Source organism: Mesorhizobium sp. P3_A9 (genome assembly GCF_056402975.1).
Genome location: NZ_JBFUGJ010000163.1, coordinates 1 through 19,170, shown reverse-complemented (window position 1 = coordinate 19,170; position 19,170 = coordinate 1). Strand labels below are relative to the sequence as shown.

Here is a 19,170-nt window from a genome sequence, read left to right as displayed (position 1 = left end):
TGGGCTGCTCGACTATTTGGAAGAGACCGCTGGGCGGCGCATTCAGATTGCGCCGCCTCGTGGTTGGCAACGGCCCTCAGGCCGCCTGTTCGTGAAGGTTACGCCGCCTTCTTCATCCGCGACAACGTATCGGCAACCACCTCACCAAACGACGACGGCGTCGGCACGATGATCACCCCGGCCTCTTTCAGGATTTCGACCTTTTCCTGCGCCGACTCGCCGAAGGCCGAGATGATGGCGCCGGCGTGGCCCATGCGGCGGCCTTTCGGGGCGGAGAGGCCGGCAATGTAGGCGATCAGCGGCTTGCGCATGTTGTCGCGGGCCCAGATCGCGGCTTCGGCTTCCTGCGGTCCGCCGATCTCGCCGATCATCACCACGGCGTCGGTGTCGTCGTCGTGCTCGAACAGCTTCAGCATGTCCTTGAAGGACGAGCCGTTGATCGGATCGCCGCCGATGCCGACGCTGGTCGACACGCCGATGCCGAGCGACTTCATCTGTGATGCCGCCTCGTAGCCCAGCGTGCCGGAGCGGCCGACAATGCCGACGCGGCCAGGGAGATAGATGCTGCCCGGCATGATGCCCATCAGCGCCTGTCCCGGCGTGATGACGCCGGCGCAGTTCGGGCCTATCAGCCGCATGCGGTCTTCGTAGCGGTAGCGCAGCATGTAGCGCTTGACCTGCATCATGTCCTGCGACGGGATACCGTCGGTGATGCAGACGCAGAGCTTTATCCCGGCGTCCGCCGCCTCCATGATCGAATCGGCGGCGAAGGGCGGCGGTACGAAGACGATGCTGGCTTCGGCGCGGGTCTCGCGCACCGCGCCCTTGACCGTGTTGAAGACCGGCAGGCCGAGATGCGTCTGGCCGCCCTTGCCGGGGGTGACGCCGCCGACCAGCTTGGTGCCGTAGCGTTTCATGTCCTCGGCATGGAAGCTGCCGATCTTGCCGGTAAAACCCTGGACGATGACGCGGGTGCTGCGGTTGAGCAGGATTGCCATTTTCTCGACCTCCCTCAGGCTGCTTTTTTCTTGGTGGCCGCGCGCCAGGCGGCGACGGCTTTTTCGGCTGCTTCGGCCAGCGTGTCGGCGACGATCACCGCCTCGCCGGAATCGGCCAGGATGCGGCGACCTTCCTCGGCCTTGGTGCCGGAGAGCCGCACCACCAGCGGTACGTTGACGCCGACYTCGCGKATCGCCTTGATGACRCCCTCGGCGACCCAGTCGCAGCGGTTGATGCCGGCGAAGATGTTGACCAGGATGGTCTCGACATTCTTGTCGCCAAGCACGGCGCGAAAGGATTTCGCCACCCGCTCGGGCGAGGCGCCGCCGCCGATGTCGAGGAAATTGGCCGGCTCGCCGCCGGCGATCTTGATCATGTCCATGGTCGCCATGGCCAGCCCGGCGCCGTTGATGATGCAGCCGATATTGCCGTCCAAGCCGACATAGGAGAGGCCGCGGTCGCTGGCGAAGGTTTCGCGCGGGTCTTCCTGGCTCTTGTCGCGCAGCTCGGAGATTTCAGGCCGGCGAAACAGCGCGTTCTCGTCGAACGACATCTTGGCGTCGAGCGCGATCAGGTTGCCGTYGCGCGTCACCACGAGCGGATTGATCTCCAGCATCGAGGCGTCGTAATCGCGGAACACTTGGTAGCAGCTGAAGATGGTCTCGGTCGCCTTGCCGATCAGATTGTGGTCGAGGCCGAGCCCAAAGGCGATCTCGCGCGCCTGAAAACGCTGCATGCCGACGCCGGGGTCGACCGATGTGCGCAGGATGGAATCGGGGGCCTTCTCGACGATGTCCTCGATTTCCATGCCACCGGCGGCCGACGCCACGATCATGACGCGCTCTTCCTTGCGGTCGAGCACGAAGCCGACATAGAGCTCCTGCGCGATGTCCACGGCTTCCTCGAGATAGAGCCTGGAGATCAGCTTGCCGCGCGGGCCGGTCTGCTGGGTCACCAGCTTGCGGCCGAGCATCGCTTCGGCAGCACTCGAGATCTCCTCGTCATTGGCGCACAGTTTTATGCCGCCGGCCTTGCCGCGGGCGCCGGAATGAACCTGCGCCTTCAGCACCCATTTGCCGCCGCCGATCTCGCGTGCCCGATACGTTGCCTGCTCGGGGCTATAGGCCAGCCCGCCGCGCGGCACGTGCACGCCGTGGCGCGCGAGCAGTTCCTTGGCCTGATATTCGTGGATGTCCATTTTGTCCTCCCTGAACGGTCAGTGCGTGGCGACGCGGGCGTGACTGGCCCGTTCGATTGCCTCGTTGACCACCAAAACATTGCGCGCCATGCGTTCCGAYGCSGCGTCGATCATCTTGCCGTCRAGSGCCGCYGCYCCCTTGCCCTGCGCCTCRGCCTCCTTSAGCACYTCAAGAATGCGCCTGGCGCGGGTGACCTCTTTTTCCGGCGGCGAGAAGACCTCGTTGGCGAGCGCGATCTGCGAGGGGTGGATCGCCCACTTGCCTTCGATGCCGAGTGCGGCGGCGCGCCTGGCGCCGGCGATGTAGCCTTCTGGGTCGGAGAAATCGCCGAACGGCCCGTCAATGGCGCGCAGGCCGTAGGCGCGGCAGGCGACGGTCATCCGCGACAACGCGAAATGCCATTGGTCGCCGGGGTAATCGGGGTTGAGGCCGCCAATGTTGACGGTGCGCGCCTTGCAGCTTGCCGCATAGTCGGCAACGCCGAAATGCATGGCCTCCAGCCGGCCTGGCGTGGCGGCAATCGCCTCGACATTGGCCATGCCGAGCGCGGTCTCGATCAGCGCTTCGAGGCCGACACGGGTCTTGAAGCCCTTGGCCATCTCGATCTGGTTGACCATGGCYTCGACCATRTAGAGATCGGCCGGCACACCGACCTTAGGCACCAGGATAGTGTCCAGCCGGTCGCCGGCCTGCTCCATGACATCGACCACGTCGCGGTACATGTAATGGGTGTCCAGCCCATTGATGCGCACCGAGACGGTCTTGCCCTTGGCGCGCCAGTCGATGTCGTTGAGCGCCTGGATGATGTTCTTGCGGGCGCGCTCCTTATCGGGCGGCGCGACCGCGTCCTCGATGTCGAGGAAGACGAAGTCGGCGGCGCTGTTCGCCGCCTTGTCGATCATTTCCGGGCTKGAGCCGGGAACGGCCAGTTCGCTGCGCTGCAGCCGCAATTTCCTGAGATGGTTGATGGTGTGGCTCATCGTCGGCTCCCTCAGGCGGCTTTGGCGACCGGCACCGCGGCCGAGGCGCGAAAATGCTGAATGGCAGCGCCGACGCCGGAGCCCGGCGCCAGCYTGACGCCGCARTCGAGCAGCGCCATYTCSGCCGCCGACAGCGAGGCSAGCACCATCACCTCGTTCAGCCARCCGAGATGGCCGATGCGGAARACCTTGCCGAACACCTTGTTGAGGCCGCCRCCGAGCGASGTCTGGTAKKTSYSGTAGGCSYGCTTGACGACGTCGCCGCTRTCGATGCCTTCCGGCACWAGGATGGCGCTGACGGTGTCGGAGTGCCATTTCGGCGCCCTGGCGCAGAGTTTCAGGCCCCAGGCGTCGACCGCCTTGCGCACGCCTTCGGCCAGGCGATGGTGACGGGCGAAGATGTTGTCCAGCCCTTCGTCGGTGATCAGGTCGAGCGAGGCGCGCAGGCCGCGCAGCAGCTGCGTCGCCGGCGTATAGGGGAAATAGCCGGCATCGTTGGCGCGGATCATGTCCTCGAAGGAGAAGAAGCAGCGCCGGTGGGTGGCGGTCCTCGAAGCGACAAGCGCCTTTTTGCTGACCGAGAGGAAACCGAGGCCGGCGGGCAGCATAAAACCCTTCTGCGAGCCGCTGACGGCGCAGTCGACGCCCCATTCTTCCTGGCGGAAGTCGATCGAGCCGATCGACGACACGCCGTCGACGAAGAGCAGGGCAGGGTGGTTTGCGTCATCGAGTGCGGCGCGGCAGCCGGCGACGTCGCTGGTCACGCCGGTCGCGGTCTCGTTCTGCGTGCAGAAGACGGCCTTGATGCGGTGCGTCTTGTCCGCCTTCAGCCGCTCGGCATAAAGCTCGAGCGGGACGCCGGTTCCCCATTCGCAGTCGATGACATCGACCTCGAAGCCGAGGCGCTCGGCCATGTCGACCCACAGATGCGAGAACTGGCCGAATCGCGACATCAGCACGCGGTCGCCGGGGCTGAGCACATTAGTCATCGCCGCTTCCCAGGCGCCGGTGCCGGAGGATGGGTAGATGAAGACGCGGCCGGTCTCGTTCTTGAAGACCCGTTTGATGTCCTCGAACAGCGGCAGAGTTAGATCGGGGAAGGATGCGGCGCGCATGTCCTCCATCGGCAGGTTCATCGCCTGCCGGACCTGTTCGGGAATGTTGGTCGGCCCGGGAATGAAAAGATGGGTGAAACCGGCCATGATGCGAACTCCTCCTGATCCAGCAAAGCGGTGATGGGGAGTTTCGTTTCGACGGCTAATGCCGGCAACACCTCAGCGGGTAAGATCTCGCCGCGCGCGGGTGGGTTCGGACTACCCGGTAAGCCTACCCGGCTGGGTACAAGCCTGGCCTACCCGAAAGGCTGCTTCTGGGTGCGCCGCTCGCGCGAATAGAGCGCAACGGCCATCGCCCGGTTGCGGACGTCGAGCTTGTCGTAGAGATTCTTGAGGTGGTACTTCACCGTGTTCTCGGAAATGCCGGTCCGCGTCGCGATCTGCAGATTGGTCCAGCCATCGGAAAGCACCGCGAGCAGCTCGCGCTCGCGCACCGTGAGCTGCGCCAGCGGCGTGTCGTTGACCTTGTTGATGTCGATATAGGGGATGCAGATGCGGCCATGCGCGACGGCCAGGATCGTGTCGAAGATGATGGCTGGATCGTCGAACTGGAAACAGTAGCCCTGGGCGCCGAGCCGCACGCATTGCTTCAGGATGCCGATGTCGTGGTCGTTGGAAAAGACGGTGATGCGCACATCGAGCTTGCGGCTCTGGACCTCCGCCAGCACGTCAGCGCCGTCCATGTCGGAGAGCTTCCAGCCGATGATGGCGACGTCGAACCCGCCCTTGTCAGCCAGTTCCAGGAATTGCTTGCCGCTCTGCACGGTGCTCAGCAATTCGAAGCGGCCGTCGCATTCGAGCATTTCGCGCAGTGCCGATATGACGAACGGATTGCGCTCGGCGACGACAATGCGCATGCGCCGGTCGCCGATTGCCTTGCTCGTTTTCCCGGGCTTGCTGTTCAAGGGCCGTTTTTGTCCTGGGTGCCGCAACTCTGAGGCCCAGGTTTCAGGCCTGGACCGGTATCATGACAATTCTGCCCCAATCGCGCTGGGGTGCTCTTTCCCCAGCGACATCGGCTGTCGCGCCGTCTGAAGCTGGGTTCGCTGGTTTTTGATGGGATTGGCATTGCCAGGTCAGGCATCCGCGATACGCTCACCGAGTGGCGTGGAATAGGCGTTTCGTTTGATATTCCGTGCCTTAGAGCGATAAGTTCTCAAATCGAATCGCGTCTGCACGCGAGATGCATCGGATTTCCACGAAACCGGTTTCCGCTTTAAGGTCCGATGCTCTAGACCTGAGATGCAATTTTTCCGGGATGGCGGGAGGCGCTGGTGGAGGACAAGCAGACGACCTCCGCCAGGGCGGCTGAGGACGCCCACGCCGACATCTATGGCGAGGACGGTGCGGTCCTTTCGTCCTTCCTTGCCCAGATCGGGGCTGCGATCGCCGACCGCGATACGTCGGCCCTCAAGCATGAAGTCGACGACCTGCACCAGTCGGAACTCGGCGATCTGCTCGAGGCGCTGCATCCCGAACAGCGTCGCGCCCTGGTCGAACTTCTAGGCACCGATTTCGACTTTTCCKCGCTGACCGAGGTCGACGAGGCGATCCGCCGSGACATCGTCGACAGCCTGCCCAACGCGCAGATCGCCCAGGGTATGCAAGACCTTGATTCCGACGATGCCGTCTACATTCTCGAAGACCTCGAAAAGGAAGACCAGGACGAAATCCTGTCGCAGCTGCCGTTCACCGAACGGATCAGACTGCGCCGCTCGCTCGACTATCCCGAAGAGACCGCCGGGCGGCGCATGCAGACCGAGTTTGTCGCGGTGCCGCCGTTCTGGACCATCGGCCAGACCATCGACTATATGCGCGAGGACAAGAACCTGCCTGAGCGCTTCAGCCAGATTTTTGTCATCGACCCGACTTTCAAGCTGCTCGGCGCGATCGACCTCGACCAGATCCTGCGAACCAAGCGCACGGTCAAGGTCGGCGAGGTCATGCACGAGACGCGCCATCTCATTCCGGCCACCATGGACCAGGAAGAGGCCGCGCGGGAGTTCGAGCAGTATGATCTTCTGTCGGCCGCCGTCGTCGATGAGAACGAGCGGCTGGTCGGCGTGCTGACCATCGACGATGTCGTCGACGTCATCCAGCAGGAGGCGGAAGAGGATCTGCTGCGCATGGGCGGCGTCGGCGACGAAGAGCTTTCCGACAGCATTTTTTCGACCTCGCGCTCGCGCGTTCCCTGGCTGCTGATCAATCTCTTGACGGCATTCCTGGCGGCGTCGGTGATCAGCCTGTTTGACCGCACGATCGAGCATATCGTGGCGCTTGCCGTGCTGATGCCGATCGTCGCCGGCATGGGCGGTAATGCCGGCTCGCAGACCATGACCGTCACCGTGCGGGCGCTGGCGACCAGGGATCTCGACATCTACAATGCGGGCCGCATCATCCGCCGCGAAATGGGCGTTGGCTTCATCAATGGCATCATCTTCGCCATCCTGATCGGCATCGTCGCGGCGGCCTGGTTTCGCGATCCGAATCTGGGTGGCATCATCGCGGCGGCGATGATTATCAACATGTTCGTCGCCGCACTTGCCGGCATCCTGATCCCGCTGCTGCTCGACCGGTTCAAGATCGATCCGGCGGTGGCTTCGGCGGTATTCGTCACGACGGTCACCGATGTCGTCGGCTTCTTCGCCTTCCTCGGCCTTGCCACCTGGTGGTTCGCCGTGCCGTGAAGGCAAGCGCCCTCAATTGACTTTTACGTAAATGCCGTGCGAGGCTCGCGCGGGGTGCTGCATCGATTCCGGCGTGGCAAGGGTTTGGTTCGGGACAGAAGGCGACGCCGCATGGCGATCGCCAGGGGTTTCGGCGTGCGGGAGTGGCAATGCGGGAATATTATTCGATCACTGAGCTGACCCGCGAATTCGACGTGTCGACGCGGACGTTGCGCTTCTATGAGGACGAGGGGCTGGTGCAGCCGGTACGGCGCGGCCGCACACGGCTGTTTCGCCCGTCCGACCGCCATCTCATCCGGCAGATCATGCGCGGCAAAAGGCTCGGCTTCTCGATCAACGAAATCCGCGAAATCATCCAGATGTACAAGGAGCCGCCCGGCGAGGTCGGTCAACTCAAGCTGATGATCAAGCGCATCGAGGAAAAGCGCGAGGATTTGAGACAAAAGCGCCGCGATCTCGAAGAGACGCTGGCCGAACTCGACCAGGCCGAAGAGTCCTGCGTGGAGCGGCTGGTGGAGCTTGGCGTCAACACGTAGCGCTGGTCAAATCCAGCGCCGCACGCGTTTGGCGTAATCCCGGTATTTCTTGCCGAACTTCGCCGCCAGCACCTTTTCCTCACCTTCGATGGCGACCTTCTGCGTGGCGAAGGCGGCGATGAACGCCAGCGGCAGGAACCAGACAATCCCCGAGACAAAGGCGACGCCGATCAACATCAGCGTGTTGGCCAGATACATCGGGTTGCGGGTGATGCCGAAGGGGCCTGTGGTGACGAGGTGTTCGGGTACCGCGTTGGGGTTGAGCGTGGTCTTGGCCCGCATCATGCTGCGGATGGCGGTGAACCAGAGTGCGGCGACGCCCAACAGCGCCACCCAGCCGGCGGCGAACAGCAGGTCGCCCAGCAGGTCGCCGATCCAGGGCAGGGGATAGAGCATGCCGAGGATGATGCTGATGGCGATCGCCGCGCAGTAGATCACCGGCGGCCATGGGATCCCCCCGGGCTTCGGTTGAGTTTCGGTCATTGCGTTCCTCCCTCGTCCATCTTGTCTTCGGTCTGGGCCGTGCAACTGGCGGCCAGATCGCCCAGATGCGCCCGGAATTCCGCACTCTGGTCGTTGTTCTCGAGCCGATCAAGCGTGGCCTCGCCCTCGATCGTCGTCAGCATGCAGCCGCAATAGCTGGAACAGAAGGTTGCGTTGCGCGTCTGTTCGCACGAGCGCTGGCAGGTTTTCAGGAAATTGACCTGTGGGGTTTCGACCTGGGCCGGCATGACCTGCGRAAACAGCCAGACGCAGCCGATCAGCAGCGGCTGGTGGATCAGGTAGAAGGCGAGGCTATGGCGGCCGATGAAGAGCAGCGGATTGGCCCAGCGGCCGGGCACCAGGCTTGCCAGCCGCGCTTGTATACCGGACGCGGATGCGAGTTTCGCCACGCCGATGCCGACAAGCACCGCGCCGAACCACGGGAACAGCGGCACATAATCGTTGGAGCGTGGATTGATCGCCGACAGGCCGATCCACCACAGCCAGGGGTGATCCAGGGCCTCGAAGCGCAGGTAGACGGGTGCCGCGATGACGATCGCGGCAACGACAAGCGTCAGCAGGGCCGGCAGCCGCAGGAAGGCGAGGCCAAGCAGGCTGGCGAGCGCGATCTCGTGCAGGATGCCGAAGAAGATGAATCCATCCGGCGTCGCGATGCGGGTGACCACCGAAATGGCGATCGCCGCCCCGGCAACCATGGCGAAACGCTTCCAAAAGCCGTTCCAGCGGATTTGCCGGCCGTGCGCTAGGTAGAGGCTGACGCCGACCAGGAACAGGAAGGTCGACGCGATGCAGCGTGCGTAGATCTTCCACCAGCCGAAGGCGGTGAGGCCTGGGTCGGTGTAGCCGAAGAATTCCAGATCCCAGGTGAAATGGTAGCTCGCCATGGCCAGCAGCGCGATGCCGCGCACGATGTCGATGGCGACGATGCGCCTGGATGGTTCCGGAACGGGTGCGGTCGGCGTGTCGATGGTCATGGTCTCGCGATCTGATTCAGCCCCGCCTGAGGACTATCACGGTTGGGCGGGGCAAAAGAAGACCGCGGCCCAAGCCTTAGGCCAGAGCCGGGAAGCCTTTGACCGGTTTCGCTTTTTGCCGGTTATGCGTCGGTTTCCTCTTAATCGCCCGGGAATGACCACGGCAGATTTGAGCGGTGATTCTGCTTTGGGGAAGCAATGTCGACCCATGTGCGCCATCCGATCTGGCTCCCCGCTCTCAAGGCCGCGGATGCGCGCACYTTYGCCTCGCTCTATGCGGTCGAATCCTTCGCCCGCGCCACGGTGTCGAGCGTCATCCCGATCCAGGCCTACGAAATCCTCCACAACGAGCAGATCGTCTCGATTCTCTACACCATCGTGGCGCTGCTCGGCCTGTCGGTGACCTTGTTCATGCCGATGCTGATCCGCCGTTTTGCCCGGCGCTGGGTCTACACGGCCGGCGCCTGCCTGCTCGCCATCGGCTCGCTGTTTTTCGTCACCCATACGCTGGCCGGGCAATTGGCCGGCATGCTGTGCCGCGTCATGGGTGCCAGCGCGCTTTCGATCACGCTCAACCTCTACATCATGGACCACATCCGCAAGACCGACTTCATGCAGGCCGAATCGCTGCGCATGGCGTGGTCGATGTTCGCCTGGACCGGTGGGCCGACGCTCGGCATCTTCCTCTACACACGCTTCGGCATCTATGCAGCTCATGGCGCGGTGGCGGTGTTCGCGTTTGCCCTGCTGGCGCTGTTCTGGACCTATCGGCTGGGCGACAACCAGTCGATCCGGCCCGGCAAGACCCGGCCGGCCAACCCGCTCGCCAATATCGGCCGCTTCATCGCGCAGCCGAGGCTCAGGCTCGCCTGGCTGATCGCCTTCGGCCGCTCCTGCTTCTGGTCGACATTCTTCGTCTACGGACCGCTGTTCATGGTGATCACCGGCGAGGGCGAACTGGCCGGTGGCCTGCTGGTTTCGGCCGGCAATGCGCTGCTGTTCATGGCGATCTTCTGGGGCAAGGCGGGAAAACGCTTCGGCGGCCGCAAGACCATGACCTTTGCCTATTTCGCCATGTCGGCGATGCTGCTGGCTGCGGGCACGGTGGGAGCGACCGCGCCGTTGCTCACCGGCGCTTTYYTGCTYKGYGGCGCGTTCTTYACCATYGCGCTYGAYGCACTSGGCTCKACCGCCTTCATGCGCTCGGTGCGCTCCTATGAGCGGGCGCAGATGGCGGCGGTCTACCGCACCTATCTCGACTTTTCCGAACTGACGCCGCCACTGGTCTATTCCGTGGTGCTGATCTTTTTCGGACTGGGATCGGTGTTCGTCACGCTCAGCCTGCTGGCGGCGGTTTGCGGCTTTGTCACCTGGCGGTATCTGCCGAAGTCTTTGTGAAGGATCACGGCGAAAGCGCTGCGTGGCGCTCGCGCACCCAGTTGTGGAAACGGTGCAGGTCGTATTCCTCGGGCATGAGCACGCCGGCTTCGTGGCGCATCGAGCGCAGGCCCCTCTGGTTGACCTCGCAGATCGCCGCATCCTCTTCCAGCACCTGTGTGCCGAAGGCAACGATGTTGTCGATGTCGGTCGCGGCCAGCGCGTCGGGCGCGAACAGCCATTCGGCGACAAGCTCCGTCTGTTCGGGGCCGAGCGGCACCAGGCGCACGGTCCTGACATAATCGACATGACCGACGATGAACATCGAGGGCAGGCTGGTGGCGTAGGTCTGGCCGGCGGCACGTTCGGCTTGCGTCAACCCCGGGAAGACCGGCCCATGCGCCTGGCCATCGCGCGACCATGTCTCAGCGCCGGCGCGCAGGCCGCCAGAAAACTCCGGCGCGTCATTGTCGGCGTGGCGGGACCATTCGGGATCGTCGTGCCGGCTCATCAGGCCGCGGCCATAGATCGGCACCAGCCGCGACAGGTCCTTGTGCACCCCCGGACAGTGCAGGCACTCGTTGAAGTTTTCCCAAAAAATCTTCCAGTTGCAGTTCATCACCTTGCGCAGCACATGGCCCGAGACCAGCGTTTCCAACGGCCAGTTGCCGAGATTGCCGGAGGCGGGATCAAAGGATGCCTGCGCCGAGCCGGCGGCATCCTCCTGCAGATTGATGAACACGAAGCCGCGCCACACCGACAGCGCGACGCGATAGAGCGGGTGGTCGGCCTTGTCGAAGCCGGCCGGTAGCGATTTCGACGGCACGCGCACGAGGTCGCCGCGCAGCGAATAGGACCAGGCATGATAGGGGCAAGTGATCAGCCGTGCCTTCAGCCGGCCCTCGCTCTCCTGGCAAAGCTGCGAGCCGCGATGCCGGCAGGTGTTGTGGAAGGCGCGCAGCTCGCCGGTGTCGTCGCGCAGCACGAGGATGTCCTGCGTGCCGATGCGGAATCGGCGGAAGGCCAGCGGCTGGGCCAGATCGGCCTCGCGACAGACGAGCAGCCAGTTTTTGTACCAGATGGCATCAAGGTCCCGTTGATAGGCTGCCGCATCCCAATAGGCCGATGAGGGCAGCGTCGGTTCGGCCCGGGTCAGGCCGTTATAGGGATCGCGCTCGCTGGCATTGGGCTGCATAGCTGGGGGCTGCATCGCTGGCTTCCTGTGAGGACGCCAGCCGACACCCGGCCAGCATGATTGTCAATTGTCGTGCCCAGGACCACTGGACTTGTCGGCATGGCGCAATCGCGCTGATTGCCGGCGGAATTTGGTTTGCCGCGTGTCGTGATTTTCCCTATAGTCATACAGTCGTCGGTTCCGTTTTGGAGCCAAGAGGGAATGCGGTGCGGGCTCGTTTGTTGCCCAATGCCGTGGCTGCCCCCGCAACTGTGTGCGGTAGTCCTCTCCATATGCCACTGAAGATTCGTCTTCGGGAAGGTGGAGAAGGGCGCTGATCCGCGAGCCAGGAGACCTGCCGGCGACGGCAAAACTGACAGGCCCTCGGGTGGAGGGTGAAAGGACAAGATATGACTACTGCTTCCGTCTCCCTCGGCGCCTCCGTCTCCTCGCAGTCGCGCTTCATGCAGCTGGCACTTGCCGCGCTGCTCGGCACCTTCATCATCGGCTTTGTCGGCTTCTCGCATATCGATGCGGTCCACAATGCCGGTCATGACAACCGCCATTCGATGGCGTTTCCCTGCCACTGACGAGGATCTGACATCATGAATCTGTTTCGCAACGTCGTGTTCATCGCGGCGATCGCAGGGCTCGTGGCCGGCGTCGTCCTCGCCTGCATGCAGGCCTATGCCACCGTGCCGCTGATCCTCAAGGCGGAAGTCTACGAACAGGCCGAAGGCGGCCATAAGCATGAACACGCCGCGGCGCCGACTGATGCCGCCAGCGGCAACGCAATGAGCTCTGCCGCTCCTGCGGCATCGAACGCCATGAGCACTGCCGCRCCGGCRCCGGCCGARGCKGCSGCTCCGGCCGAAGACGARGGCTGGGCGCCGGCCGAYGGCTTCGAGCGCTTYGCCTTCARCGTCGTGTCCAATGTCGTCACCGGCATCGGCTTCGCGCTGATCCTGGTCGCGGTTTCGGAATTCGCCGGCGGCATCGGCAATTGGCGCCAGGGCGTGTTCTGGGGTCTGGCCGGCTTTGCCGTGTTCACACTGGCGCCTGGCCTCGGCCTGCCGCCGGAACTGCCGGCCATGCCGGCGGCCGACCTCACGCAGCGCCAGATATGGTGGGTGGCAACCGTGATAGCGACCGCCATCGGGCTCGGCCTGATCGCCTTCCGCAAGTCGCTGCCGCTGGCCATCCTTGGCGTAGCGCTGATCGTCGCTCCGCACATTGTCGGCGCGCCGCAGCCCGACAGCTTCGAAACACCGATCCCGGAAGGCCTGCACCACCAGTTCGTGGTGGCGGTGACGGTGACCAATCTGGTGTTCTGGCTGGTGCTTGGYGCTGTCGTCGGCGTGGTGCGCGGACGCTTCACSGGMACSGCRACYAGCCTGCGCGACAGCTTTGCCTGATCGCAGCAAGCTGACCTTCATCATCGGCGGTGCCTCGGGCAAGAGCGCGCACGCCGAAACCCTGGCGACGGCGTTGCCCTCGCCATGGGCCTATATCGCCACAGCTGAAGCCTATGACGACGAGATGCGTGAGCGCATCGCGCTGCACCGTTCACGGCGCGGCGAGGGCTGGACGACCATCGACGCACCGCTCGACCTCGCGGGCGCGCTGGCGGCGTTACCCGACAACCAACCGGTGCTTGTCGACTGCCTGACGCTGTGGCTGACCAATCACATGCTGGCAGATCACGATCTCGAGCTGGAATGCCGGCGGCTGGCGGATTTGCTGTCGCGGCCGCGCGGCCCCTGGTTCGTGGTGTCAAACGAAGTCGGGCAAGGCATCGTGCCTGACAATGCCCTSGCGCGCCGKTTTCGCGATGAKGCCGGACGGCTCAACCAGCAGGTCGCGGCGATCGCCGACACCGTGCTGCTGATGGTGGCGGGGCTGCCGCTCAAGGTGAAATGAGATGACCGACATCGACGATAAGGACGAAGAACGCCACCGCGCCAAAATGGCCAAGCGCAAGGCGGTGCAGGACGCCGAAGTGGCGAGCAAGACAGTCGAGAAGGGACTTCTGATCGTCAACACCGGTCCGGGCAAGGGCAAGACGACGGCCGCCTTCGGCCTGGCGCTCAGAATGCTCGGCTACGGCAAGCGTGTCGGTGTTGTCCAGTTCATCAAGGGCAAGTGGCATACGGGCGAGAAGGATGCTTTCGCCGCCTTCGGCGACCGCGTCGTCTGGCACGCGATGGGCGAGGGTTTTACCTGGGAAACACAGGATCTGAAGCGCGATATCGCGGCGGCGGAAGCTGCCTGGGCCAAGGCGCTGGAGTTGATCGCCGATCCCTCGATCAGCCTCGTCGTGCTCGACGAACTCAACATCGCGCTGCGCTACGACTATCTCGATCTCGACAAGGTGGTTGGTGCGCTCAAGGCGCGTCGCGAAGGCCTGCATGTCGTCGTTACCGGCCGCAACGCCAAGCCTGCGCTGGTCGAGGCGGCGGATCTGGTCACCGAAATGGGCGTGACCAAACACCATTTTTCGGCAGGCGTGAAAGCGCAGCAAGGGATCGAGTTCTAGAACGCTAGAACCGTGATCGCCGAGACCAACCCGAACAGCACGATCAGCAGATAGTCGGCGACGCGGTAGAGTTTCAGCGCCCGCCTGATGTCGCCGCTGTCGACGTCGCGGCGGCCGCCTTCGCCCATGAAGACGTCATCGATCACGATGCCGCCATAGCTGCGCGGCCCGGCAAGTGCGAGTCCAAGTGCGCCGGCCATSGCCGCTTCCGGCCAGCCGGCATTGGGTGAACGGTGTTTTTTCGCATCGCGCCCCACCGCATGCCAGGCACTGCGGGGGTCGGCATCCCTGACCAGGAAAGCCGCCAGCACGATCAGCAGTGCGGTCAGCCGCGACGCCGGCAGGTTGATCCAGTCGTCGAAGCGTGCGGCGGCCCAGCCGAAGGCCTCGTGGCGCGGGGTGCGGTGGCCGATCATCGAATCGGCGGTGTTGGCGGCCTTGTAGGCGGCACCGCCSGCCARKCCGCMRACACCGGTCCAGAARGCSGGSGCGACRATGCCATCGGAAAAATTCTCGGCCAGGCTTTCGATCGCGGCACGGCAGACGGCGGCGCGGTCGAGCGCTTCGGGATCGCGGCCGACGATGCGCGAGACGGCGACACGGCCCATGGCGAGGCCACCCGAGTCCAGCGCGTCGGCAACAGCCTCGACATGGTCGTAGAGGCTCTTCTGCGACAGAAGCGATGTCGCCAGAAGGGCGGCGATGAATAGCCCGAACGGAACGAACCAGAGCAGGACAAGCTGCACGCTAAGGCCAATCACCGCCGGCACCAGCACGATGACCAGCAGCGCCTGGACACCGCGTTGGCGACGCAGGGCGTCGGGATCAGTGGCGCGGTTGAGCCTGCGATCGAGAAAGGATATCAGCCTGCCGAACCACGTCACCGGATGGCCGATGGCGCGGAACAGCCAGTCCGGATAACCTAGGACGAGTTCGACGGCCAATGACAGGAAAGCGATCAGGACTGACATGAAGCTTCTTGATGGAGCGGTGGACCATGGTGGAAGTCTTGGCCGGGCGAGGGTGCTTTTTCCCAACGCTCGACAGCCTTTCGTCGACCTCTCGACWGGTATCAATCCGCACTCCTAYCCGCTTTTCGASCTGCCCGCCACCKCKCTGTCGCGATTGCCGGAAGCCGSGCGCGGGCGTGAGCTGACGGAAATCGCGGCCAGCACCTATGGCGCGCCGTCGCCAGCCAATGTCGTCGCGGCGCCTGGCACGCAGATCCTGCTGCCGCGCGTGGCCTCGCTGGTCAGGCCCGGCAAGGCTTTGGTGCTGGGGCCGACCTATGCCGAACATGCCCGCGCAGCGGCGATCGTCGGGCATCAGGTGAGCGAAGTCAGCGATTTCGCGGCACTGGCGGACGCCGACCTTGCCATCATCGTCAACCCGAACAATCCGGATGGTCGCATCATCGAGCGCGATCGGCTGCTGGCATTGGCTGCCGGGCTGCGCGCCAGAGGCGGGCTGCTGGTCGTCGACGAGGCGTTCATGGACGTCGGCCCACGCGAACACAGCCTCGCCGGTGATGTCGATCAGGGCGGCATCGTCGTTTTGCGCTCGTTCGGCAAGTTTTTTGGGTTGGCCGGCCTGCGGCTTGGCTTCGCGCTGTCCGATGCAGCAACGGTGGAACGGCTGGAGACGCAGTTCGGACCTTGGGCTGTCGCCGGTCCGGCGCTGGAATACGGCATTCGCGCGCTTGCCGATATTGGCTGGCAGGACGCAATGCGGGTATCCCTTGCCGAAGCAGCGGCGCGGCTCGACGAACTGTTCGCCCGTTTCGGCGTGTCCGTCGCGGGCGGCACCACATTGTTCCGCTATCTCAGCCTGCCGGATGCAGCCGCCCTGTTTTCAGCGTTGGGCGAGCGCGGCGTCCTGCTTCGGCATTTCTCCGACCGGCCGCATGTCCTGCGCGCCGGCCTGCCGGGGAGTCAGGAGGAATGGCAGCGGCTCGAATCCGCCCTTGCCGAATGGGCGGCGCGGCGCGAGGATCGATCGAAGGGTTTTGAACGATGATCCATGTCTGCTCGCTGGCGAAGATCGAGGAAACAGTGGCAAGGACCGGCGCCGACCGCATGCTGTCGCTGCTCTCCGTCGGAACCGATGTGGCGCGACCGGCCTCGATAGCCAGGGAAAACCACCTGCATCTGGTCATGCATGACATTGCGGTGGCGCAGGACGGCATGACCATGCCGGGCGAGGAGCATGTCCGCAATCTGCTCGATTTCGCGCGCCGCTGGGACCGGGCCAAGCCCATGGTGGTGCATTGCTATGCCGGCATCAGCCGCTCGACCGCCTCGGCCTACATCATCGCGGCAGCACTCGCGCCAAAACGCGACGAGGCCGAACTGGCCCGGACGCTACGGGCGCTATCACCCTCGGCGACACCCAATCCGCGGCTCATTGCCGTGGCCGACGCGCTGCTGGATCGCAATGGCCGCATGATCGAGGCGATCGAATCGATCGGGCGCGGTGCGGACGCCTTCGAAGGCACGCCGTTTGGGCTGAAGATCGACGGCTAGCTGTGCCCATACATCATTGTAGGACTATCGAGTGCCTTCGTGCGCCCAATCTTCGTGCCCGTGGCGTACCCGGACAATGAACACGTCGCCGTCGGCTTCGATCCGGTAGACGACAAGATGGGCCTTGAAGGGATGGATACGCATTGGCGGCGACAATTCAACCCGCTCCCGCGCCATTCGGGGACTGGCAGCGATCAGGTCGAAGATCGCGAACAACTCGTCATGATACTTGTCTGGCCTGCACAGCGCCGAACAGGCGTATCCCTTGCTCGGCAATACCGACGATGTCCTCTTCCGCGGCTAAAGAAAGGCGAAATCCCATTACCCGTTGCCGGGTGACTTTCCAGCGCGTTTGACCGCCTCCGTAAAAAGCGCGTCCCTGGATCGATTGCCGATGCCACTCTTCAATCCGTCATCGACAAAGCGTTGAATGGCGGCAATGTTGTCATTGCGCTCCTGATCCCGACGGATCAAATCGCGCACATAGTCGCTCGCGTTGGCGTAGCGACCCGTTTCGGTTTGCGCCTCAACCCAATCCTTCATCGGGTCGGGCAATGATACGTTCATTGTTGCCATATCGGCCTCCATATCCCATCCAGTATGATCTATTTTGGCAAAGTTTGTCAAAATCGCATATGCGGGGAGTCTTTTTTCGAAGGCGCAATTGTGGCTAGGCGGCTACTTCAGCCACTCCGCGAGCTTCGCCTTGCGCACATCCCTGAGCAGGTTGATGAAACCATCGGCCTGATATTCAGCGGTCAGCCGGCCTTTTTCCGCCGTCGCGATGCTGGCGTCGCCGACCACGCCGTTGGGGTTGAGATCGCTGGCGATCCAGGCGAAAGCGTGGGTGCCGGTGTGGCGCAGCAGCGAAAATTCCTTCTCGGCCTTGGCGACATTGGAAACGAAATTGTCGGCCTTGCCCATGTCGACCAGATCCGGCCGGAAATGCAGCATCAAGGACGTCTCGACATCGCCGCCATGGATGCCGTGGCGGTCCTCGAGTTCGGTGTACATGCCGGCCGGGCGGCCAAAACGCTGCCAGCTGGTCTTCACCGCCAGCATCTTTTCGCGCACGCGCAATTCGCGCGTGATGATGCCCATAATCTCTTCATTGCCGCCATGCGAGTTGACGACGACGAGTTTACGCACGCCGGCGCGCGCGATCGACAGGCCAAGCTCGGTCCAGGCCTCGACCAGCGTCGTTGCCGGCAAGGTGAGGGTGCCAGGCGCGTGCAGATGCTCGTTCGAYTTGCCGACCGCCTGKACSGGCARGATRCGGATGTCGAGATCRYCGGGCAGGCGCGMRATSACCGTKTCRAGCATGCCRTTCATGATCGAGGTGTCGGTCGAGACWGGCAGATGCGGKCCRTGCTGYTCGATCGCCGCCACCGGCAGCACGGCGATCGTMGCCTCCGGATCGATCGAGGCATATTCTGTTGTCCGGTAGTCACCCCACCAGACGCGTCTTTTTGCAGCGGTCATGTCATGCCTCTTCGATGATCGGTGAGACCTAGCGCGGGACAGGCTTCCTGTCGATCACCCGGCCGCGATGGCTTCGACCTCGACCTTGAATTCGGGTCGGGCAAATCCGCTGACGATCATCAGCGTCGAGGCCGGCGCCGGGCTCGAAAACAGCCGGTCGCGGACATCCATATAGGGGCGCAGATGCGCGCGGTCGGTGACATAGGCGTTGATGCGCACGATATCCTGGAGTCCCAGTCCGGCCTCTCCAAGAATCGCCTCGATGTTGCGGAAGCAGAGCTCGGCCTGGGCGCCGGCGTCCTCGGGAATCTGGTCGTCCGCCGTGATCGCGACCTGGCCCGAGCACAGCACCAGCCGCTTGCCCGGCGGCACCTCGACGCCGTGGCTGTAGCGGGCAAAAGGTGGCTTGATCGACTTCGGGGTGAGGAATCTGAACATGGCAATCTCCTGGATACCGCCAGCCTAAGGCGGGATGCGCTACAGCTTCAAGATGGCGGTGCATGTTGCCCGTGCGATTGTGGACAGGCGTTCAAAAAATAGGCACGATGCCTCCGGTGCAGCACGACCTTTCCGGCTTTCGCAGATGGCTGTGGTGCAGGCGGGCGGGTCCCGGCGCGAGACGCCGGTGGCATGTGTCTTGCTTCTTGAATCTTTGGTGTCGAGCCTGGCGCGTGGCGCCGGAGCAAACAGAGGGTGGTTGTCGATGTACGCAAAACAGAAGATCTCGGTCGCGGTGGTGGCCTTGCTGGCGGCCAGCACGCTGGGGGCCGCGGCGAATGAAAAGGTCACCTTCGGCACCAACTGGTTGGCCGAGCCGGAACATGGCGGCTACTACCAGGCCGTGGCGGACGGCACTTATGCCGCCTGCGGTCTCGACGTCACCATCATGCAGGGCGGCCCGCAGGTCAGCGGCCGGCCGATGCTTTTGGCCGGCAAGATCGATTTCTACATGGGCGGAAATCTGCTGTCGGCCTTCGACGCCGTCCAGCAAGRCATTCCGATGCGCGTSGTGGCSGCSGACTTCCAGAAGGAYCCGCAGGTCATCATGTCCCASCCCGGCCAAGGSCTGGACAAGTGGGAGGACC

Annotated in this window: 22 protein-coding genes, 1 pseudogene and 1 riboswitch; of the genes and pseudogenes, 10 read left to right on the top strand and 13 right to left on the bottom strand. The window is 63.8% G+C overall.

Translation table 11 applies throughout. The annotated features are described in order from the left end of the window. Positions 1 to 98: 98 nt before the first annotated feature. The 5 genes from sucD to AC1DX0_RS20860 form a co-directional block, all read right to left on the bottom strand. Positions 99 to 998, bottom strand: a complete 900-nt coding sequence (gene sucD, locus AC1DX0_RS20880; protein ID WP_477222099.1) for a succinate--CoA ligase subunit alpha — start codon at positions 996 to 998, stop codon at positions 99 to 101. A 14-nt stretch (positions 999 to 1,012) separates the two neighbouring features. Next, positions 1,013 to 2,197, bottom strand: coding sequence for a malate--CoA ligase subunit beta (locus AC1DX0_RS20875; protein WP_477356686.1), 1,185 nt, complete (start codon positions 2,195 to 2,197; stop codon positions 1,013 to 1,015). An 18-nt stretch (positions 2,198 to 2,215) separates the two neighbouring features. After that, entirely contained in the window at positions 2,216 to 3,178 is a 963-nt protein-coding gene (locus tag AC1DX0_RS20870) for an HpcH/HpaI aldolase/citrate lyase family protein (protein WP_477222100.1), read from the bottom strand. Between the two features lie 11 nt (positions 3,179 to 3,189). After that, the gene (locus AC1DX0_RS20865) at positions 3,190 to 4,380 is read right to left on the bottom strand and encodes an aminotransferase class V-fold PLP-dependent enzyme (RefSeq protein ID WP_477356684.1); all 1,191 of its coding nucleotides are present in this window, start codon (positions 4,378 to 4,380) and stop codon (positions 3,190 to 3,192) included. Between the two features lie 149 nt (positions 4,381 to 4,529). Then, on the bottom strand, positions 4,530 to 5,150 hold the full coding sequence (locus tag AC1DX0_RS20860) for a LuxR C-terminal-related transcriptional regulator (RefSeq protein WP_477222115.1): 621 nt from the start codon (positions 5,148 to 5,150) through the stop codon (positions 4,530 to 4,532). A 417-nt stretch (positions 5,151 to 5,567) separates the two neighbouring features. On the opposite strand from AC1DX0_RS20860, the gene mgtE reads away from it, so the two are divergent. Both mgtE and AC1DX0_RS20850 read left to right on the top strand, forming a co-directional pair. Continuing rightward, positions 5,568 to 6,980, top strand: coding sequence for a magnesium transporter (mgtE, locus tag AC1DX0_RS20855; RefSeq protein ID WP_477356682.1), 1,413 nt, complete (start codon positions 5,568 to 5,570; stop codon positions 6,978 to 6,980). Positions 6,981 to 7,129: 149 nt separating this feature from the next. Beyond that, positions 7,130 to 7,516 (top strand): MerR family transcriptional regulator, encoded by a 387-nt coding sequence (locus AC1DX0_RS20850; RefSeq protein WP_006203215.1) that lies wholly within the window; start codon positions 7,130 to 7,132, stop codon positions 7,514 to 7,516. 6 nt (positions 7,517 to 7,522) lie between these two features. On the opposite strand, the gene AC1DX0_RS20845 is transcribed toward AC1DX0_RS20850, so the two are convergent. Beyond that, complete coding sequence (locus AC1DX0_RS20845; RefSeq protein WP_477222103.1) at positions 7,523 to 7,999, bottom strand: methyltransferase family protein; 477 nt, start codon at positions 7,997 to 7,999, stop codon at positions 7,523 to 7,525. Beyond that, a complete protein-coding gene (locus AC1DX0_RS20840; protein WP_477356681.1) occupies positions 7,996 to 8,994 on the bottom strand; it encodes a heparan-alpha-glucosaminide N-acetyltransferase in 999 nt (332 codons plus the stop codon). The genes AC1DX0_RS20845 and AC1DX0_RS20840 overlap by 4 nt, the downstream gene beginning before the upstream one ends. A gap of 198 nt (positions 8,995 to 9,192) precedes the next feature. On the opposite strand from AC1DX0_RS20840, the gene AC1DX0_RS20835 reads away from it, so the two are divergent. Beyond that, on the top strand, positions 9,193 to 10,392 hold the full coding sequence (locus tag AC1DX0_RS20835) for an MFS transporter (RefSeq protein ID WP_477356679.1): 1,200 nt from the start codon (positions 9,193 to 9,195) through the stop codon (positions 10,390 to 10,392). Positions 10,393 to 10,396: 4 nt separating this feature from the next. Here the strand turns inward: AC1DX0_RS20835 and AC1DX0_RS20830 are convergent, their stop codons facing one another. Beyond that, positions 10,397 to 11,566, bottom strand: coding sequence for an aromatic ring-hydroxylating oxygenase subunit alpha (locus tag AC1DX0_RS20830; RefSeq protein ID WP_477222116.1), 1,170 nt, complete (start codon positions 11,564 to 11,566; stop codon positions 10,397 to 10,399). Between the two features lie 158 nt (positions 11,567 to 11,724). Next, a riboswitch (cobalamin riboswitch) is annotated at positions 11,725 to 11,922 on the top strand. A gap of 33 nt (positions 11,923 to 11,955) precedes the next feature. Here AC1DX0_RS20830 and AC1DX0_RS20825 point away from each other — a divergent pair. The 4 genes from AC1DX0_RS20825 to cobO are packed head-to-tail and all read left to right on the top strand — an operon-like array spanning position 11,956 to position 14,081. Beyond that, positions 11,956 to 12,135 carry a CbtB domain-containing protein gene (locus tag AC1DX0_RS20825; RefSeq protein WP_027029535.1) on the top strand — a complete coding sequence of 60 codons (180 nt, stop codon included), beginning with the start codon at positions 11,956 to 11,958 and terminating at the stop codon, positions 12,133 to 12,135. Positions 12,136 to 12,150: 15 nt separating this feature from the next. Continuing rightward, positions 12,151 to 12,960 (top strand): CbtA family protein, encoded by an 810-nt coding sequence (locus AC1DX0_RS20820; RefSeq protein ID WP_477356677.1) that lies wholly within the window; start codon positions 12,151 to 12,153, stop codon positions 12,958 to 12,960. Then, the gene (gene cobU / locus AC1DX0_RS20815) at positions 12,953 to 13,465 is read left to right on the top strand and encodes a bifunctional adenosylcobinamide kinase/adenosylcobinamide-phosphate guanylyltransferase (RefSeq protein WP_477356676.1); all 513 of its coding nucleotides are present in this window, start codon (positions 12,953 to 12,955) and stop codon (positions 13,463 to 13,465) included. Before AC1DX0_RS20820 ends, cobU begins: the two co-directional genes overlap by 8 nt. Before the next feature lies 1 nt (position 13,466). Continuing rightward, positions 13,467 to 14,081: a cob(I)yrinic acid a,c-diamide adenosyltransferase gene (cobO, locus tag AC1DX0_RS20810; protein ID WP_477224628.1), complete on the top strand. Its 615-nt coding sequence runs from the start codon at positions 13,467 to 13,469 to the stop codon at positions 14,079 to 14,081. Here the strand turns inward: cobO and cbiB are convergent. Next, entirely contained in the window at positions 14,078 to 15,052 is a 975-nt protein-coding gene (gene cbiB / locus AC1DX0_RS20805) for an adenosylcobinamide-phosphate synthase CbiB (RefSeq protein WP_477356674.1), read from the bottom strand. The genes cobO and cbiB overlap by 4 nt on opposite strands. On the opposite strand from cbiB, the gene cobD reads away from it, so the two are divergent. Beyond that, entirely contained in the window at positions 15,051 to 16,097 is a 1,047-nt protein-coding gene (cobD, locus tag AC1DX0_RS20800; protein ID WP_477356672.1) for a threonine-phosphate decarboxylase CobD, read from the top strand. The genes cbiB and cobD overlap by 2 nt on opposite strands. Then, complete coding sequence (locus AC1DX0_RS20795; RefSeq protein WP_477224631.1) at positions 16,094 to 16,603, top strand: tyrosine phosphatase family protein; 510 nt, start codon at positions 16,094 to 16,096, stop codon at positions 16,601 to 16,603. Before cobD ends, AC1DX0_RS20795 begins: the two co-directional genes overlap by 4 nt. Positions 16,604 to 16,627: 24 nt before the next feature. On the opposite strand, the pseudogene AC1DX0_RS20790 reads toward AC1DX0_RS20795, so the two are convergent. The 4 genes and pseudogenes from AC1DX0_RS20790 to AC1DX0_RS20775 all read right to left on the bottom strand — a co-directional run bounded on the left by AC1DX0_RS20790 (position 16,628) and on the right by AC1DX0_RS20775 (position 18,523). Next, positions 16,628 to 16,925: pseudogene (locus AC1DX0_RS20790) on the bottom strand (type II toxin-antitoxin system RelE/ParE family toxin). Then, positions 16,925 to 17,179 carry a type II toxin-antitoxin system ParD family antitoxin gene (locus AC1DX0_RS20785; protein ID WP_475450263.1) on the bottom strand — a complete coding sequence of 85 codons (255 nt, stop codon included), beginning with the start codon at positions 17,177 to 17,179 and terminating at the stop codon, positions 16,925 to 16,927. Before AC1DX0_RS20785 ends, AC1DX0_RS20790 begins: the two are co-directional and overlap by 1 nt. A gap of 102 nt (positions 17,180 to 17,281) precedes the next feature. Next, positions 17,282 to 18,085: a creatininase family protein gene (locus AC1DX0_RS20780; RefSeq protein WP_477356670.1), complete on the bottom strand. Its 804-nt coding sequence runs from the start codon at positions 18,083 to 18,085 to the stop codon at positions 17,282 to 17,284. A 54-nt stretch (positions 18,086 to 18,139) separates the two neighbouring features. Beyond that, complete coding sequence (locus AC1DX0_RS20775; protein ID WP_477224633.1) at positions 18,140 to 18,523, bottom strand: RidA family protein; 384 nt, start codon at positions 18,521 to 18,523, stop codon at positions 18,140 to 18,142. A 34-nt stretch (positions 18,524 to 18,557) separates the two neighbouring features. Between AC1DX0_RS20775 and AC1DX0_RS20770 the strand changes: the two genes are divergently transcribed. Continuing rightward, a partial coding sequence (locus tag AC1DX0_RS20770) for an ABC transporter substrate-binding protein (protein WP_477356668.1) occupies positions 18,558 to 19,170 on the top strand: 613 nt, incomplete at its 3' end.

Coding starts and splice junctions, on each gene's coding strand:
- AC1DX0_RS20830 (WP_477222116.1), bottom strand. CDS start 11,566: ATGCAGCCCAATGCCAGCGAGCGCGATCCCTATAACGGCCTGACCCGG.
- AC1DX0_RS20825 (WP_027029535.1), top strand. CDS start 11,956: ATGACTACTGCTTCCGTCTCCCTCGGCGCCTCCGTCTCCTCGCAGTCG.
- AC1DX0_RS20785 (WP_475450263.1), bottom strand. CDS start 17,179: ATGGCAACAATGAACGTATCATTGCCCGACCCGATGAAGGATTGGGTT.
- AC1DX0_RS20795 (WP_477224631.1), top strand. CDS start 16,094: ATGATCCATGTCTGCTCGCTGGCGAAGATCGAGGAAACAGTGGCAAGG.
- AC1DX0_RS20845 (WP_477222103.1), bottom strand. CDS start 7,999: ATGACCGAAACTCAACCGAAGCCCGGGGGGATCCCATGGCCGCCGGTG.
- AC1DX0_RS20860 (WP_477222115.1), bottom strand. CDS start 5,150: ATGCGCATTGTCGTCGCCGAGCGCAATCCGTTCGTCATATCGGCACTG.
- cobO (WP_477224628.1), top strand. CDS start 13,467: ATGACCGACATCGACGATAAGGACGAAGAACGCCACCGCGCCAAAATG.
- AC1DX0_RS20850 (WP_006203215.1), top strand. CDS start 7,130: ATGCGGGAATATTATTCGATCACTGAGCTGACCCGCGAATTCGACGTG.
- AC1DX0_RS20775 (WP_477224633.1), bottom strand. CDS start 18,523: ATGTTCAGATTCCTCACCCCGAAGTCGATCAAGCCACCTTTTGCCCGC.
- sucD (WP_477222099.1), bottom strand. CDS start 998: ATGGCAATCCTGCTCAACCGCAGCACCCGCGTCATCGTCCAGGGTTTT.